The sequence below is a fragment of the Desulfuribacillus alkaliarsenatis genome (assembly GCF_001730225.1).
Classification (GTDB): domain Bacteria; phylum Bacillota; class Bacilli; order Desulfuribacillales; family Desulfuribacillaceae; genus Desulfuribacillus; species Desulfuribacillus alkaliarsenatis.
On sequence record NZ_MIJE01000036.1, the window covers coordinates 42,218 to 58,604 of the forward strand.

Consider the following 16,387-nt stretch of genomic DNA (forward strand, 5'->3'; position numbering starts at 1 on the left):
ATGGAAGAGTCAAACAAGAAGGCTAATCTGAATACTGTATTCGAAACTGAAAACTTAAATCTTTGGTATGGTTCAGAACATGCCCTTAAAAACATTAATCTCAATATCGAATCAAAAAACATAACAGCTATTATTGGACCTTCAGGTTGTGGTAAATCTACATTCCTTAAAACTTTAAATAGAATGGTTGATTTAGTAACAGGAGTCAGAGTTGAAGGGAAAATTAACTTTCATGGTGTAAATATTTACGATGATAAAACAAATCTCGTAGAGTTACGCAGTGCAGTAGGAATGGTATTCCAAAAACCAAACCCATTTCCTAAATCTGTTTTCGAAAATGTAGCATTTGGTCCGAGAATACACGGTGTTAGAAAAAAAGAAGAGCTACAAGAAATAGTTGAAAAAAGCTTAAAGCGTGCTGCGCTGTGGGATGAAGTGAAGGATAGACTGAATGATTCGGCACTTGGTTTATCTGGTGGACAACAACAGCGATTATGTATTGCTAGGTGTTTAGCAGTTCAACCAGAAGTTATTCTTATGGATGAGCCTACATCAGCACTAGATCCTATTTCAACGCTTAAAGTAGAGGAACTTATTCAAGAATTAAAAAGAGACTATTCTATTATAATTGTTACCCATAACATGCAGCAGGCGGCCCGTGTATCTGACAAAACAGCGTTCTTCTTAACTGGTGATGTTATAGAGTACGATGACACGACAACAATATTCTCTAATCCTCGTGATAAGAGGACGGAAGATTATATTACAGGACGTTTCGGGTAATATATTGATTTACTCATAATATGTATATTTATACGTTATCGATTAAAGGAGGAACAATTAATGGCTGAGGTTCGAAAAACATTTGACCATGATTTATTAGAGCTAAAAAAACACCTGCTTAAAATGGGTGAGCGAGTTGATAAAGCAGTTGAAAGGTCTATAAAAGCGCTGATAGAAAACGATATAGCATTAGCAGAAAAGGTTATTAGCAGGGATAAGAAAATCAATGATATGGAAGATATCACTGATGATAAGGTAATTCAATTAATCACACAGCAACAACCAGTTGCAAAAGATTTGCGCAAAGTTATAACTGCACTAAAAATGAATGCTAGTCTAGAGCGTATGGGAGATTTAGCAAGAAATATCGCTAGTGCTGCAGTAAGAATTGACAAAAAACCCTCTGACGCTACTGCTGTTAAAATAGCAGAAATGGCTAGTGTTGTGCAGTCAATGGTGCGTGGCATAATGCAAGCATATTTAGAAGAGAATGGCGAATTAGCTAAAGAGGTAGCTGCTATAGACGACAAACTAGACAGTCTTTACAAAAACTATCTAAATTATTTATTTAGTGCAGTAGATGTAAATTCAAAATCAGTTGAAGAAGCAACTCAATACGCGTTCATAGGTAGACATTTAGAAAGAATCGGAGATCATGTAACTAATATAGCAGAATTATTAGTATATCTAGAAGAAGCTAAAAAGTTTGACTTAAATAACTAATAACTAATATCTAATGAAGCAAAAATTTTAACTGTCATAGGACGGTTATTTTTTTCAGATAAAAATGACTTAACAAAATCTTGTTATTAAATTTACGTTTACTTAATATTCATCTGGTATTTTAAAAAGTGTGCGGTAAATACAAGGTGAAGAGAGGCTTTCCTATGAGCATATTATTAGATTACAAAAGTACATATTCAGAAATAACACGTTTACCTATGTTTGCTACTGAACTACATAAGGTAAAGGAAGTTACAGAAATGTTTGAGAAGAATCCTGAAACTACAGTAATTGTTATTATGGAGCATTCTAAAATTGCAGGTATCGTTGTTCGGGCTCATCTATATCGCCATTTAGGGCATCGATTTGGTAATGATTTATTCCTTAACAAATCTATAACCTATCTTATGGATACCAGTTACTTATTTATAAGCGAAGACGAAGCATTGCATTCAGTTGTGAAAAAAGCGATGACAAGAAGCGAAGAAAATCTGTATGACCCAATACTTGTAAATACGAGTCAAGGAATACGTACTCTAAGTATTAGGGCACTGCTATTACAGCTTAATGCATTTCAGAAGGATAGCATGCTTTTACAGGCTGAGAAGTTAACGGATACAGTTAGTAACGCCCAAGAATTAAACAGTTCATTTCAAACAGTTGGACAGCAGCTTTCTGAACACGTAAAAAACTTTGAAGAAATGACAAAAATCATGGAGAAAAGCAAGGAAAAGTTTTTAGAAATGAACAATGTATATGCCAGCGTTACTGATATTTCAAAGATGCAAAGTGATTTATCTATTTCTTTGCAGAAACAAAGCGAAGAGCTGCTTAAATATGTGGAAAACATTTTGCACCTAGCAGAGCAGACAAATATATTGTCGTTAAATGCTTCAATTGAATCAGCTAGAGCAGGGGAACATGGGCGAGGTTTTGCCGTTGTTGCTGAAGAAGTGCGAAAGCTTGCAGGCAATACATCAAAAGTTTCTAAGGAAATAAAGGAGCAAATGGTAACAATATTCAACATGATAAAGGATAATTCGAATACTACTATAGATGGACTAAAAGAAATTGAGGAAGTGCGGAAAGTTCTATATTCAACTAATGAATCCTTTGATCAATTAGCATTGGAAATAACTAACTCAAATATAGAAATGGAAAAAGTGAACTTAATGTCCCAGCAGGCTGCTACAGACGCAGAGAAATTAACTATTATCCTACAGCAATTATATGAATCTACAAAAGAAAATGCCTTAAGCTTAGTAACGGAGGACTAATGGTGCTGAAAATTGTGAAAGATAGCTTGCGCCCGTTCTTGTCCAATAATTATGGACAAAATCATAAGATACTAAAAAGTATATATGACGAGCTTAGCTCTAATCATTATGTTTATGTTATCTATATTGACTTAGTGGATTTTGAAAAGGTTGAAGATAGCTATGGCGATATGCATACTCAGGAATTTCTAAAGGCATTTGCAAATATACTCACTGAACAGTTCCAAAAAATGAGTACGACAGATTTAATTTTAGTAGATATATACCATTTGTGGGCTGATGACTTTGTTGTTATATTATCAACAAAAACCTTGAATGAGGAGCTCGTGCTTAAAAGTCTATCCAAACTTGAATATGACGTTGAACAAAAGTTTACTAACACACTACCAGGTTATTTTAATGAATATTATGGCATGCATTTAGGTTTTTCTACAATTGCGCCGCCACCTAAACAAATAGATAGACAATATTATAAGGCCTTAAAGGAAGCATATAAAATTTCAAAAAGATCTTACAATAGTTATCCCAAGCATATATCAAAAGAATTTCAAGCTATAGTTAATAACAAAAAAATTGAGAGTCTATTCCAGCCGATTATCTCACTGGATACTGGTGCTGAGTTTGGATGGGAGGCATTAAGTCGGGGGCCTAGACAAAGCTTTTTTTACTCTCCTCAGGAGCTATTTACTTTTGCGGAAAAAACAGAGGCATTATTTGCATTAGAGAAAATTACACGTGAGCTATCGATTCAGAAGGTTGGTAATATGCAATCTAATCATAAGCTGTTTTTAAATGTTAACCCTACGGTTATGAATGATCCAGAGTTTAGTAAAGGTGTTACACGTCAACTATTAAGTGAATATAACCTTTCACCACAGCAAATAGTATTTGAAATTACAGAGAGAACGTCTATTAAAGACTTTCATAACTTTCGCAGAACGATTGATCACTATCGAAATCAAGGATATTTAGTAGCTGTTGATGATGCAGGAGCTGGTTATTCAAGCTTACAAACGATTGCAGAGATACGACCGGATTTTATAAAGTTAGATATGTCCATAGTTAGAGATATAGATAAAGATATGGTAAAGAAAGCAATGGTAGATACCTTTGTTAATTTAACACAAAAAATTAACTCTCAGCTTATAGCTGAAGGCATCGAAACCCATAGCGAATTATCTGTTGTCACTAAGCTCGGTGTACAATACGCACAGGGATATTATATTGGCAGACCAAGTTATCCTAAAACCACGGTTAGCACTGAGAGTATTCAAACAATCTCTCAAGCATCCAACAAAAAAATTAAAAATAATTGGCTGCAGAAAGATATAGTCGCAAATGATTTGTTGACAGACATACCAACAGTTACTGGCGAGATTACAGTTGAGCAAGTCGCTAATTTGTTTGAAAGTCAATCAGATGTTCAAGGTGTGGTAGTGTTAGACCAAGCTAGCAAGCCTATTGGTTTCTTGCTCAGGCAAACTCTATATAAAATACTAATTGCTAGGTACGGAGTAGCGCTGTATTATAAAAAGCCAATCAAAGACGTAATGAATATTAGTCCACTGGTTGTCCAAGCAGGTACTCCAATTAATGTGGTAGCAAAGCAAGCTATGAAGCGTGATGCACAGCATTTGTATGATTTTATTATTGTTGTAGACCGTGACCACTTCCTAGGCATTATTACTGTTCAGAATCTGCTTGAATGCCTTACGCAAATGAAGGTTGAACAAGCTCGTTATGCTAACCCGTTAACAGGACTCGCAGGGAATATAATTATTGAAAAAGAAATAGAAGAACGCTTATTAAGAAGAAGTAAAGATGTTGTAATGTATATAGATATTGATTTTTTCAAGCCTTACAATGACACCTACGGATTTGAACACGGCGATCGCTTTATACTTATGATAAGCAAAATTCTAAAGCACGTAACTAAAAAGCATCAAGATGCCTTCCTAGGTCACATAGGTGGAGATGATTTTGTAATTATATGTCCTGCGAAGCTTGCTCGCAAAATTGCTGAACGAACGATAGCAGTATATAATAGGGTAATAAAGTATTATTATAATGAAGATGATTGGCAAGCACAGTCTATCGTATCGACTGATCGAATAGGTCAGCAGTGTGTGTATCCGCTGTCGACATTATCTATAGGGGCTACCTATATTGATGATTCACTTAATAATGCGATTCAGGTAGGAGAAAAGGCGGCAGCATTAAAAAAACAAGCAAAAAAGGTTGCTGGCAATTCAATTGTTATTGAACATGAAAACGAATAATAAAAAAATGTACAATATAAGAAATTGAATAGTATAAGCATAAAAGTTAAGGAGGCTATTATGAACAAAAAAATTATATATTTCCTGTGCACAGGTAATTCCTGTAGAAGTCAAATGGCTGAGGGGTGGGCAAAGCACTATTTAGATAGCAATCAATGGGAGGTTTATAGTGCTGGTTTGGAAGCCCACGGATTAAATCCGAATGCTGTTAAGGCAATGGCTGAGGTAGGTATAGACATATCAAAGCAGACTTCTGATACAATTGATTCAGAGATTTTAAACAAAGCAGATTTAATCGTAACCTTATGTGGTCATGCCAATGATCATTGTCCGTTAACCCCGCCACACATTAAGCGTGTTCATTGGGGCTTCGACGACCCTGCGAAAGCACAAGGTACAGAAGCAGAAATATGGCGATGCTTTCAACGTGTGCGTGACCAAATAGGTGAGCGCATATTAGAGTTTTCTAAAACTGGAGAATAATTAAAATTGAAGAATAATAAAAATAGGAGATTATAAAGACGTCATAGACTAGAATTATTGATGTGGAATTTTTTGGGTAGCATACAATTTATGCTACTCTTTCTGTTTGTAAGATAAATGTCTAGATGCGATATTTATCAATGCTTGATAATGTTCTTTACTTACTTTTATGGTATGATACTTTCAGAAAGTTTTAGATGGAGGTAAATCACATTGACTAAAAAATTGTTACTTATAGATGGAAACAGTGTGGCCAATCGAGCCTTTTATGCTTTGCCAATGCTATCTAATAAACAGGGAGTCTATACTAATGCAGCCCTTGGATTCACTATGATGCTGTTAAAGCTACTTGAGGATGAACAGCCAGATTACATAGCTTGTATCTTTGATGCTGGTAAGAAAACTTTCCGTCATGATACCTATAAGGATTACAAAGGGAAGCGAGAAAAAACACCACATGAGTTATCTGGGCAGTTCCCGATTATAAAGTCGATTATAGACGCTTTCGATATCCCTACCTATGAGTTAGCTAATTATGAAGCTGATGATATCATGGGTACATTTGCACAACAAGCAAAAGCGGAGCAAGTAAAAACCGCCCTAGTATCTGGTGATAAGGATACGTTCCAATTAATCAATGACCTAACAGTTGTCTATATGACGAAAAAAGGCATTAGCGATATGGAAGTAATTGATGCAGCAGCTTTAATGGAAAAATATAATTTAAAACCAACACAAATGGTAGATTTGAAAGGCTTAATGGGTGACTCTTCAGACAACATCCCTGGAGTACCAGGTGTAGGGGAGAAGACGGCACTCAAGCTATTACATGAATACGACTCCTTAGAAAATGTTTTAGAAAACATAGATAATATTAGCGGTAACAAGCTTAAGGAGCGACTAACAGACAATAAAGAGCAGGCAATCTTAAGCAAACAGCTTGCTACTATCAATACAAATGTACCCCTGTCGATAGATTGGGAAAAAGCTTCCTATGAAGGATATCAAAAGGAAAAGGTGCGACCTCTATTTGAAGAGCTTGAATTCAAGCAGCTTATCGACCGCCTTGGTTTAGATATAGACGGCGAGCGAGGAACAGATAATATAGCAGATAGACAAAAGATAGAATTTACGGAAATCACTTCTGCGCAAGCGCTAGAAGCTTCACTCTCAGCAATAAATCAGTCATGCCCTGTTGCAATCTATATTGAGACTAGTGGCACGAACTACCATACCGATGAAATCTTAGCTATTGCAATAGCTCAAAAAGATATTAATTTTGTTTGCGACAAGCAAATTCTAGATGATAAAAATCTTCTTAAACTAATAGAGCAAGCTACTCTTTATGTCTATGATGCTAAAAGGACGTACTATTTAGGCAAACGACTAGGCATTTCTATGAGTAAAATAAAGACAGACATTATGTTGATGAATTACTTGATAGACCCTACAAATAGCGATAAAGAGCTTGCAGAAATTGCAAATGCATATGGAGTAAAGAGTGCCACAGAGGAAACGGTATATGGCAAAAATAGAAAGGATATTACGAAGATTTCTAAGGAACAGCTATTTTCTTATGTAGCTACGAAGGCCAATGCAGTTAACAGCCTAGTTGCTAATTTAGAAGCTAAATTAATGGAAAACTTCCTAGACTCGCTACTATATGATATCGAATTACCGCTTTCCCTTGTCCTTGCGGATATGGAGCGACAGGGTATCAATGTAGACTCTAATATCCTAGAAAATATCGGAGATGAGCTTACAGAAAAAATAACAACGATTACACAGGAGATTTACGAGCTTGCTGGCGAAGAGTTTAATATAAATTCTCCAAAGCAAATGGGTGTTATTCTGTTTGACAAGCTTGGTTTACCACCGATTAAGAAGACGAAAACTGGCTATTCTACGAGCGCCGATGTGTTAGAAAAGCTGGCAAACCAGCACCCTATTGTTGATAATATCTTGCTTCATCGTCAGCTTGTAAAACTGCAATCAACCTATATAGAAGGCTTGCTTAAGGTGATTAACAAAGATACTAATAAAATCCATACCTACTATAACCAAGCACTTACGGCTACAGGCCGACTTAGCAGCACAGAGCCAAATCTTCAGAATATCCCAATAAGACTAGAAGAGGGACGCAAAATTCGTAAAGCCTTTATTCCAGCAAAGTCAGGGTGGAAGCTACTAGCAGCAGATTATTCTCAAATTGAGCTTCGTATCCTAGCTCATATTGCTCAGGATGAGAACTTGATAGAGGCATTCCAGCAAGGGATTGATATTCATACGAAAACAGCCAGTGATGTCTTTGGTGTGGCATTAGACGAGGTTACATCTTTAATGAGGCGGCAGGCAAAGGCTGTAAACTTCGGCATCGTTTATGGCATAAGTGATTACGGTTTATCGCAGAATTTAAATATTGCCCGTAAAGAAGCGAAGGAATTTATCGAATTATACTTCAAGCACTTCCAAGGCGTTCATGATTATATGACGAAAATAGTTAAAGTTGCTAAAAAACAAGGATACGTCCAGACTATTTTGCAAAGAAGACGTTACTTGCCAGAAATAAATAGCTCTAACTTTAACCTACGAAGCTTTGCAGAGAGAACAGCCATGAATACACCTATCCAAGGCACAGCAGCAGATATTATTAAGCTAGCTATGGTAAAGCTGGCTGAAGAAATCAAGCAACGCAAGCTAGACAGCCGCATGCTACTGCAGGTACATGATGAACTAATATTCGAAGTACCTGAGCATGAACTAGAGATCATGACAAAGCTCGTACCAGAAATCATGGAAAACTGCACGAAATTATCAGTGCCTTTGCAGGTAGACGTTAGCATTGGAGATAACTGGTATGATGCGAAGTAATACAAGATAACTATTATAATATGTTAGAATATTAATCGACAACTATTAGATAGAGTGGGTGATAGTAATGCCAGAGTTACCTGAGGTTGAAACGGTACGTCAAACATTAACGCAGCTCGTCTTAAACAAAACAATTAAAGAAGTTAAAGTATCTTTGCCAAGGATTGTACGCAGTCCCCTGCTAGAGGACTTTGAAAATATTTTGCCAGGCAAGTCTATAACTGCAATAGATCGCCGAGGGAAATTCCTATTATTTCGTTTAAGTGGCGGTTGGACTCTAATATCCCATTTGCGTATGGAAGGTAATTATGGGGTGTTTGCAAGTTCGGAGCCAGTGGTAAAGCATACCCATGTAATATTCGTCTTTGACGATGGTACAGAGCTGAGGTATCGTGACGTTAGACAATTTGGTACTATGGATTTAATGAAGACTGACGAAGTTGATAATAGACCTCCAATAAACAAACTAGGACCTGAGCCATTTGCTGAGGATTGGACTTCAGATGTTTTTTATAAAAAACTAAAGAGCAAGAAAAAGAATATAAAAGCAGCTTTACTAGATCAAGAGGTTGTAGCAGGTGTTGGTAATATCTATGCAGATGAGATATTGTTCCGTTCAAAGGTAGCGCCAATGGTAGTAGCTGCAGATTTGTCTAAGCAGAAAGCAAAAAGTATCTATGAGAACACAAAACAGGTATTAGCTGAAGCGATAGAAGCTGGTGGCTCATCCGTTAAGTCCTATGTGAACGGACAGGGTAAAATGGGGATGTTTCAGCAGCAGTTGTTCGTTTACCAAAAACATGGTCAACCATGTACCGTCTGTGGAAGGGAAATATTGAAAACAAGAGTAGCTGGCAGAGGTACTCATTACTGCTCTAAATGTCAGAAATCGTAAGCTTAATAAGCATAATAAATATAATAAGCATAACAAGTAGCTAACTTAAGAGTTATTACATGCACCAACTCCTTCATGTGCCCATATTCTAGGTATGAGGAGGAGTTAGCATGACGTGGATATCTATTTTTGTTTTAGCATTTGCGGTTAGCCTAGACAGTTTTGGCGTCGGATTGACATATGGTCTTCGAAATATACGAATATCCATATTTCCTTTATTACTAATCTCATTGCTATCGGGATTGATGATTTTATTAGCTACACAGGTCGGTAGTGGTTTATTATATGTTATCCCAGAATCTTTAGCAGAAGCTTTAGGTGGCATAATTTTAATTGCAATTGGTATCTGGGCTATTTATAATCTGTTAACACAAAAGGATAAGAAAAATTCAGAGTCTAAACCTGAAAAGCGTAAGCATACAGGGTCTGATAACATCATAACTATAGAAGTAAAGAGACTAGGTATCTTAATCCAAATATTGAAGACGCCAAGTAAGGCTGATATAGATAAATCAGGAGAAATTAGTATAGCGGAGGCAGCTGTTTTGGGGTTGGCTTTATCACTTGACGCTTTTGGTGCTGGGATTGGAGCAGCATTAGTTGGATTTCCCCCATTACAAACTGCGGTACTAATTGCTATTTGTAGTTTTCTTTGTCTATATTTTGGTGTGTTGCTTGGAAGAACTTTTTCCAGTATCAAGCTATTTCAAAAGATTTCGTATTTACCAGGGACAATGCTGATTATTTTGGGATTGACTAAGATTTTTTACTAAGTGCATCAGAATTTATAATATCAGTTGAGGTATAATGATATGAAAATTGGAATTACAGGTGGAATTGCCAGTGGCAAGAGCTTAGTTACAGAAGCTATAAAAAACTTAGGCTATCACGTAGTTGATGCTGATATAGTGGCAAGGGATGTTGTCAAACAGGGAACGGAGTGCTACAGGCAAATAGTTTCTGAGTTTGGTGAAGATATACTAGAAGTAACTGGAGAAATAAATCGTAAGAAGCTAGGGGGAATCATTTTTAGTGATTTAAAGGCACGTGAGCGTTTAAATCAAATTACACACCCAGTTATACGTAGCTTGGTGTTAGCAGAAGCCGCCAAAATAGAAGAGGGTGAAGGAATCGTCTTTTTAGACATTCCTTTACTCTTTGAGACTGGCTATGAACACGCTGTAGATAGAACGGTGTTAGTTTATATATCCCATTCAATTCAAGTAAAAAGATTAATACAGCGCGATGCTATTGACGAAAATTATGCGAAAGCAAAAATAAGCTCACAAATGTCTTTAGAGAGAAAAAAAGAGCTTGCAGATTATATAATTGATAACAATGGGACAACCTCTAGCACTATAGAACAAACTCAAAAGGTTGTAGAAGCAATATTAAAGGGAGAATAAGATGAATTTTATTAAACAAAAGCGTTGGTGGTTGCTCCTGCTAGCCATAGTCTTAATTGTGTTAAATACTAACTTCTTTTGGAAGCTGGTATATCCTATCCCATATAAAGATATTATATGGGAGCAGGCAGAGTTGCTAGAGCAAGATCCAAGGCTTGTAGCTGCAGTTATCATGGTCGAAAGCAAATACAGAAAAGACAGTGTTTCAAAAAAAGGGGCATTAGGCTTGATGCAGGTAATGCCAAATACCGCTATGTGGGCAGCAGAAATTAATGGGATAGAATATACGTATATTGAGGAATTAGCTGAACCTCATACAAATATATATTTAGGCACGTGGTATTTGAAATTCCTAAATCATAAATACGAAAACAAACTACCTCTAGTATTGGCTGGATACAACAGTGGTCCAACTAGGGTTGATGAATGGTTACAGTATGGGGTGTGGGATGGTGAAAGCATCGAACAAATACCCTTTGGGGAGACTAGACATTATATACAAAGGGTGACTCACTTCTATGAAAGGTATAAAAAGATTTACTAAATATATATGTTTCTGAGCAGGATTTAAAATTATAAATGTCGAAATATATCAGGAAATAGTAAGTAGTAATTTGAGAAGCAAGTATAAATTATTATTGAAGGGAGTTAATTATGAAACCGATAAGAATTGCAATTAACGGGTATGGTAGGATAGGGCGCTTAGTTCACAGAAGGGTAATAGGTGACGAGCAAATTGAGGTAGTAGCTATAAATGCTAGTTATGATTCGTCAATCTTAGCACACATATTAAAATACGATACTATTCATGGTACATTTGATGCGGAGATTTCGGCTGATAATGACAACAATACAATAACAGTCAATGGAAAAACAATCACTAAGCTAGCAGAAAGAAATCCAGAGCTGCTACCGTGGAAAGATTTAGACATAGATATTGTAGTTGAAGCTACTGGTAAGTTTACCTCTAAAGAGGGCGCTTCATTACATTTAAAGGCAGGCGCTAAGAAGGTTTGTATCACTGCTCCAGGCAAAAATGAAGATGTAACTATCGTGATGGGTGTAAATGAACAAGAGTACGATAAAGAAAAACATCATATTGTATCTAATGCTTCATGCACTACTAATTGCTTAGCTCCAATAGCTAAAGTTTTACATGATAGCTTTGGTATAGAGCATGGTTTAATGACAACAGTACATGCATATACTAACGACCAGAAAAATTTAGATAACCCACACAAAGATTTACGTCGTGCTAGAGCATGTGCACAGTCAATCATCCCTACATCTACAGGAGCAGCCAGTGCAGTAGCTAAAGTTATCCCTGAACTTGCTGGCAAGCTAAATGGAATTTCATTACGTGTACCTACACCTAATGTATCTGTAGTTGATTTAGTTGCGGAATTAAAAGTACCTGTAACTAAAGAACAAGTAAACGATGCACTTAAAAGTGCAGCTAATAATGAATTAAAAGGTATTTTAGGTTATTCTGAAGAACCTCTAGTATCATCTGATTACGTTGGGAATAGCATGTCTAGTATTGTTGATAGTTTAACAACTATGCAAATTGGTGACAAAACAATTAAAGTATTCGCATGGTACGACAATGAATGGGGCTATTCATGTCGTGTCGTAGACTTAATCAAATATATGGTCAAGTAAGAATACGTGAACAATATCAACTGTTAAATGATTAACTGTTAGATATACTAAATATACTAAGGGGCACTAGCTAACTAGTGCCCCAAATCTATATGAGCTTTCATGTTACTGCATGTTACTTTGAGATCCCATAAGTTGTTGCTCTCCAAGTTGAACTAACTTACGAGTGATGTTACCACCAACAGCTCCACAATCACGAGAAGTCATCGTACCCCAGTAACCATTCTGAGGTGTTTGGATTCCAAGTTCAGAAGCTACTTCGTATTTGAATTGGTCTAAAGCTTGGTAAGCTTCAGGTACTACTAACCAGTTGCTTGGACGTTCTTGACCTACACCCATTTGCTACACCTCCTTTCTCAATGGTGTACCCTTATTATGTGACATCAGTTTAGTGTGATACTGGGAATGTATTGGTGCTGGTGGAAACACATGTAATAACAATTAATAGAAAAAACAAGACCAAAGCGTTCACTTAAGGTCTTGTTTTCATTTTGCCTACACTTTTTGAAGAACAAGTTGTCATTTATTACTTAAAAATACTAATATTCACCTAGAACAGACCTGGCGATGTTATAAGCGTGGTCTCCCATTCTTTCTAAATTACTTAAGGTGTCTAAGAATACTATTCCTGCATTGCCACTACATATTCCTTTATTTAGGCGTTTTATGTGGCCCTTTCTAAAGGCGCGCTCGTATTTGTCGATACGTTCTTCGTTTTCCATGACTTTGCGAGCTAATTCTTTATCGTTCTTCTGTAATGCTTCCATGGCCATTTGAATTGACTCGTCAACAATCTCAACCATTTGCTTGAGATCTTTATATGCATCTGGAGAGAAGACAATCTTTTTATCAATTTTATATTCTCCAAGCTCTAGAATGTTTTCTGCATGGTCACCAATTCGTTCAATGTCATTAATCGTTTGAAATAGCTGGTTATGACGGCTTGAGTCTTTTTCAGATAAAGAGCTTTGTGACAATTGAACCATATATTCTGTTATACGCTTATCAAGCTCATTTACTAAAGCTTCTTTTTGTTTAGCAATTGCGGCACGTTTATGATTGCCCTCGAAGAAGTATTCAGTAGCGTCATTAAATGCTTCGCGAGCTATATTACCCATGCGTGTAAGCTCGTTTACTACTTGTCCAAGTGCAATATTTGGTGTAGAAAGGAAATGTTGATTTAAATGCTTCGTGCCAAATTCAATTTCGATATCATCTCCAGGTATCATCTTAGTTACTACAGCAGCTAATAAACCAGTTAGTGGCAAGAATATTAAAGCGTTAGTAATGTTGAAAATACCATGTGCATAGGCGATTTGTAACTTTATATCGGCGCCAGTGTATGATGCAAGCCATAATACTAAAGCAGCAACTGGAGTTAAGAATATTATAAAAATAACTGTACCAAAAGCATTAAAGATAAAATGTGTCAAGGCAGCGCGTCTAGCACTAATAGATGCGCCGATAGCTGCAAGGGCTGCAGTAATTGTTGTACCGATGTTTTCGCCGAAAAGTATTGGTAGAGCTTGGTGGAAGGTTACTCCGCCTTGATAAGCAAGCTCCTGTAGCACACCAATAGTCGCTGTACTACTTTGCACTACCGCAGTAAACATCATTCCAACTAAAACTCCAAGAATTTTTACATCACCTAAAGTTGTCATTAACTCAGTAAAAACAGGCCAGTAACGAAGAGGTCTCATAGCATCAGACATAAGGTTAAGTCCTAAGAATAACATTCCAGCACCAAATACGACTTGTCCGAAGTAATTAACTTTTTTACGTTTCGTAAAGAACAATAAAACCATTCCAACACCAATCATTGGCATGGCATATTTACTGATTTTGAAACCGATTAAGAAGGCAGTTACTGTTGTACCAATATTAGCACCCATAATGACACCTATCGCTTGCTTAAGTGTCATGAGTCCAGCATTTACAAAGCCAATGGCCATGACCGTAGTACCAGTACTACTTTGTATAATGCCAGTAACTAAAGCTCCTGCGACCACTCCCATAAATGGGTTTGTTGTCATGCGTTCTAACATTCTACGCAATTTTTCTCCAGCAGTTTTTTGTAGTCCATCTGACATATAATGTAAACCGAATAGGAAAACACCAAGGCCACCAAAAAAGCTGAAGATTAAACTTTGCCATTCTATCTCCATGTTTCTCCAATATCCCCTTTAAAGATAGTATTTTATTAAAAAAGCATGTAATTATCGATGTGGAAAAATGCAAATAATATGTAGAACCCCAATCATTATAACGTACTATAATCATTAATGGAACAGAAAACGACAAACTGTTACAAAACATTTTATAATGTAAAATAAGAAAGCAGGCTATAATTACTAGCCTGCTGATGATGAAACTATCATGATTGTAAAATTGCTCATGAGGTCAATTTCATACGGTATTTTTAAGTGCTTTCCATTAGGGTCCGTTAGCAATCTAACAACGGGACGCTGTGGATAGCTTGGATTTATTCTGCTAATTACTGCTATTTGACCAGTGTTTAATTTCACTGTTACACCAAGTGGGTATATGGCGATATTTTCCACAAACTTTTTAATGATTTTGTGGTCAAAGTGATAATCTCCACCACCTAAGATTAATTCAAAGGCTTCGTGAGGTAAATGAGAAGCTCTATACACTCGATTAGACGTAAGAGCATCATACACATCAGTGATTGATACGATTTTAGCAAAGTCGTGCTGATCTTGACTTTGAATTTGTCTAGGGTAGCCTGTGCCGTTATAGCGCTCATGGTGTTGATAAGCAACATGGGCAGACTTTAAAGATATTCCAGGTTGAGATTTTAATATCTCATAACCATATTCTGCGTGTTTTTTCATAATATCAAATTCTTCTGTAGTTAATCTGTCAGGCTTACATAATATCTCCATTGGGACTTTGGTTTTCCCTATATCATGGAGCATTGCACCAATACCAAGTTCCCGTATATCACTGTTATTATAACCTAAGGACATTCCTAATGCTGAAGATAGTATTCCAACATTAACACTATGGTGGTATAAATAATCATCCTTTTGATGAATATTAACCATTTGATACATAACATGTTTATTAGATTGCAAATCTTTAATAATATCGTCGAATAGCTTATTGAATTCTTTTGCCAATGTCGGGCTAGCTAATTTTGATTTGCTTTTTTGTGAATCAAATAGAGTTGTCATTGTTGTATGCACTTTACTAAGCGCTTTGCGCCTTGTCTCTTCAGATACTATGTCCTCGACAAGTATATCGTCGGTACGACCGTCTTCTATATATACATAAGGAATATTGATTTGCTCTAATCTACGTATCAAAGAATTGGTTAAAGAAACACCGCTACTTAATAAAATTTGTCCGTTGTCATTGAGGATATTTTTTGCTATTACATATCCATCTTCTAAGTTACTAGTTGCAACTAATCTCACTGTCTTGCCTCCCAATTCAACGACGTAAAGCACAATTATATTTTATTAAAAAAAATATAACTATACAAGTGTTATGATATAATAATGAATATAATATTAAAGGTGTGATTTTATGCGATGTCCATTTTGCGAATCGATGCGAACCCGAGTGCTTGATTCAAGGCCGATTAATGATGGTAGACAAATTCGTCGCAGACGAGAGTGTGAACAATGTACTAAAAGATTTACCAGTTTTGAGATTATTGAGCAGAAGCCGATAATTGTTGTTAAAAAGGATGGCAGCCGTGAAGAGTTTAATCGCCAAAAGCTCATCCGAGGATTAATGCGGGCAGGTGTAAAGAGGAATGTTCCAATTGAAACCTGGGAGGAAGTTGTAGATACAATTGAACGGGAGTTTCAAAATGATGTCAGAAGTGAATTTCCATCTGCAGAAGTTGGTGACCGAGTTTTAGAAAAGATAAAGCATATTGATGAAGTTGCATATATCCGCTTTGCATCTGTTTATAAAGAATTTGAAAACACTAGTGCCTTCCTAGACGAATTAAAACAGTTGTTAAAGTAAATACTA

General features: G+C 36.4%; 15 protein-coding genes. 12 read left to right on the forward strand and 3 right to left on the reverse strand.

The window, feature by feature from the left end; all coding sequences use genetic code 11:
* From pstB to BHF68_RS14615, 11 genes are all read left to right on the forward strand, one after another.
* On the forward strand, nucleotides 1-783 hold the full coding sequence (pstB, locus tag BHF68_RS14565) for a phosphate ABC transporter ATP-binding protein PstB (protein WP_069644481.1): 783 nt from the start codon (nucleotides 1-3) through the stop codon (nucleotides 781-783).
* Nucleotides 784-843: 60 nt separating this feature from the next.
* On the forward strand, nucleotides 844-1,506 hold the full coding sequence (gene phoU / locus BHF68_RS14570) for a phosphate signaling complex protein PhoU (protein ID WP_069644406.1): 663 nt from the start codon (nucleotides 844-846) through the stop codon (nucleotides 1,504-1,506).
* A gap of 164 nt (nucleotides 1,507-1,670) precedes the next feature.
* Nucleotides 1,671-2,783 (forward strand): methyl-accepting chemotaxis protein, encoded by a 1,113-nt coding sequence (locus BHF68_RS14575; RefSeq protein WP_069644407.1) that lies wholly within the window; start codon nucleotides 1,671-1,673, stop codon nucleotides 2,781-2,783.
* Entirely contained in the window at nucleotides 2,783-5,062 is a 2,280-nt protein-coding gene (locus BHF68_RS14580; protein WP_069644408.1) for an EAL domain-containing protein, read from the forward strand. Before BHF68_RS14575 ends, BHF68_RS14580 begins: the two co-directional genes overlap by 1 nt.
* 60 nt (nucleotides 5,063-5,122) lie before the next feature.
* On the forward strand, nucleotides 5,123-5,545 hold the full coding sequence (arsC, locus tag BHF68_RS14585; protein WP_141706307.1) for an arsenate reductase (thioredoxin): 423 nt from the start codon (nucleotides 5,123-5,125) through the stop codon (nucleotides 5,543-5,545).
* A 225-nt stretch (nucleotides 5,546-5,770) separates the two neighbouring features.
* Nucleotides 5,771-8,416, forward strand: a complete 2,646-nt coding sequence (gene polA, locus BHF68_RS14590; RefSeq protein WP_436796445.1) for a DNA polymerase I — start codon at nucleotides 5,771-5,773, stop codon at nucleotides 8,414-8,416.
* Between the two features lie 67 nt (nucleotides 8,417-8,483).
* The gene (gene mutM, locus BHF68_RS14595) at nucleotides 8,484-9,311 is read left to right on the forward strand and encodes a DNA-formamidopyrimidine glycosylase (protein ID WP_069644410.1); all 828 of its coding nucleotides are present in this window, start codon (nucleotides 8,484-8,486) and stop codon (nucleotides 9,309-9,311) included.
* A 110-nt stretch (nucleotides 9,312-9,421) separates the two neighbouring features.
* Entirely contained in the window at nucleotides 9,422-10,084 is a 663-nt protein-coding gene (ytaF, locus tag BHF68_RS14600; protein WP_069644411.1) for a sporulation membrane protein YtaF, read from the forward strand.
* Nucleotides 10,085-10,123: 39 nt separating this feature from the next.
* The gene (coaE, locus tag BHF68_RS14605) at nucleotides 10,124-10,717 is read left to right on the forward strand and encodes a dephospho-CoA kinase (protein ID WP_069644412.1); all 594 of its coding nucleotides are present in this window, start codon (nucleotides 10,124-10,126) and stop codon (nucleotides 10,715-10,717) included.
* 1 nt (nucleotide 10,718) lies between these two features.
* Entirely contained in the window at nucleotides 10,719-11,261 is a 543-nt protein-coding gene (locus BHF68_RS14610; protein ID WP_069644413.1) for a lytic transglycosylase domain-containing protein, read from the forward strand.
* A 110-nt stretch (nucleotides 11,262-11,371) separates the two neighbouring features.
* A complete protein-coding gene (locus tag BHF68_RS14615; RefSeq protein WP_069644414.1) occupies nucleotides 11,372-12,379 on the forward strand; it encodes a glyceraldehyde-3-phosphate dehydrogenase in 1,008 nt (335 codons plus the stop codon).
* 105 nt (nucleotides 12,380-12,484) lie between these two features.
* On the opposite strand, the gene BHF68_RS14620 is transcribed toward BHF68_RS14615, so the two are convergent.
* The 3 genes from BHF68_RS14620 to BHF68_RS14630 all read right to left on the reverse strand — a co-directional run bounded on the left by BHF68_RS14620 (nucleotide 12,485) and on the right by BHF68_RS14630 (nucleotide 15,819).
* On the reverse strand, nucleotides 12,485-12,718 hold the full coding sequence (locus BHF68_RS14620; protein ID WP_069644415.1) for an alpha/beta-type small acid-soluble spore protein: 234 nt from the start codon (nucleotides 12,716-12,718) through the stop codon (nucleotides 12,485-12,487).
* Nucleotides 12,719-12,918: 200 nt separating this feature from the next.
* A complete protein-coding gene (locus BHF68_RS14625; protein WP_069644416.1) occupies nucleotides 12,919-14,544 on the reverse strand; it encodes a Na/Pi cotransporter family protein in 1,626 nt (541 codons plus the stop codon).
* Between the two features lie 186 nt (nucleotides 14,545-14,730).
* Nucleotides 14,731-15,819, reverse strand: a complete 1,089-nt coding sequence (locus BHF68_RS14630; RefSeq protein ID WP_069644417.1) for an HD-GYP domain-containing protein — start codon at nucleotides 15,817-15,819, stop codon at nucleotides 14,731-14,733.
* 112 nt (nucleotides 15,820-15,931) lie between these two features.
* Between BHF68_RS14630 and nrdR the strand changes: the two genes are divergently transcribed.
* Complete coding sequence (gene nrdR, locus BHF68_RS14635) at nucleotides 15,932-16,381, forward strand: transcriptional regulator NrdR (protein WP_069644418.1); 450 nt, start codon at nucleotides 15,932-15,934, stop codon at nucleotides 16,379-16,381.
* The last annotated feature ends 6 nt before the right edge of the window (nucleotides 16,382-16,387 follow it).

Bases quoted from the DNA above. Each gene is read 5' to 3' on its own strand.
- pstB (WP_069644481.1), top strand. From the start codon at position 1: ATGGAAGAGTCAAACAAGAAGGCTAATCTGAATACTGTATTCGAAACT.
- phoU (WP_069644406.1), top strand. From the start codon at position 844: ATGGCTGAGGTTCGAAAAACATTTGACCATGATTTATTAGAGCTAAAA.
- BHF68_RS14575 (WP_069644407.1), top strand. From the start codon at position 1,671: ATGAGCATATTATTAGATTACAAAAGTACATATTCAGAAATAACACGT.
- BHF68_RS14580 (WP_069644408.1), top strand. From the start codon at position 2,783: ATGGTGCTGAAAATTGTGAAAGATAGCTTGCGCCCGTTCTTGTCCAAT.
- arsC (WP_141706307.1), top strand. From the start codon at position 5,123: ATGAACAAAAAAATTATATATTTCCTGTGCACAGGTAATTCCTGTAGA.
- mutM (WP_069644410.1), top strand. From the start codon at position 8,484: ATGCCAGAGTTACCTGAGGTTGAAACGGTACGTCAAACATTAACGCAG.
- ytaF (WP_069644411.1), top strand. From the start codon at position 9,422: ATGACGTGGATATCTATTTTTGTTTTAGCATTTGCGGTTAGCCTAGAC.
- coaE (WP_069644412.1), top strand. From the start codon at position 10,124: ATGAAAATTGGAATTACAGGTGGAATTGCCAGTGGCAAGAGCTTAGTT.
- BHF68_RS14610 (WP_069644413.1), top strand. From the start codon at position 10,719: ATGAATTTTATTAAACAAAAGCGTTGGTGGTTGCTCCTGCTAGCCATA.
- BHF68_RS14615 (WP_069644414.1), top strand. From the start codon at position 11,372: ATGAAACCGATAAGAATTGCAATTAACGGGTATGGTAGGATAGGGCGC.
- BHF68_RS14620 (WP_069644415.1), bottom strand. From the start codon at position 12,718: ATGGGTGTAGGTCAAGAACGTCCAAGCAACTGGTTAGTAGTACCTGAA.
- BHF68_RS14625 (WP_069644416.1), bottom strand. From the start codon at position 14,544: ATGGAGATAGAATGGCAAAGTTTAATCTTCAGCTTTTTTGGTGGCCTT.
- nrdR (WP_069644418.1), top strand. From the start codon at position 15,932: ATGCGATGTCCATTTTGCGAATCGATGCGAACCCGAGTGCTTGATTCA.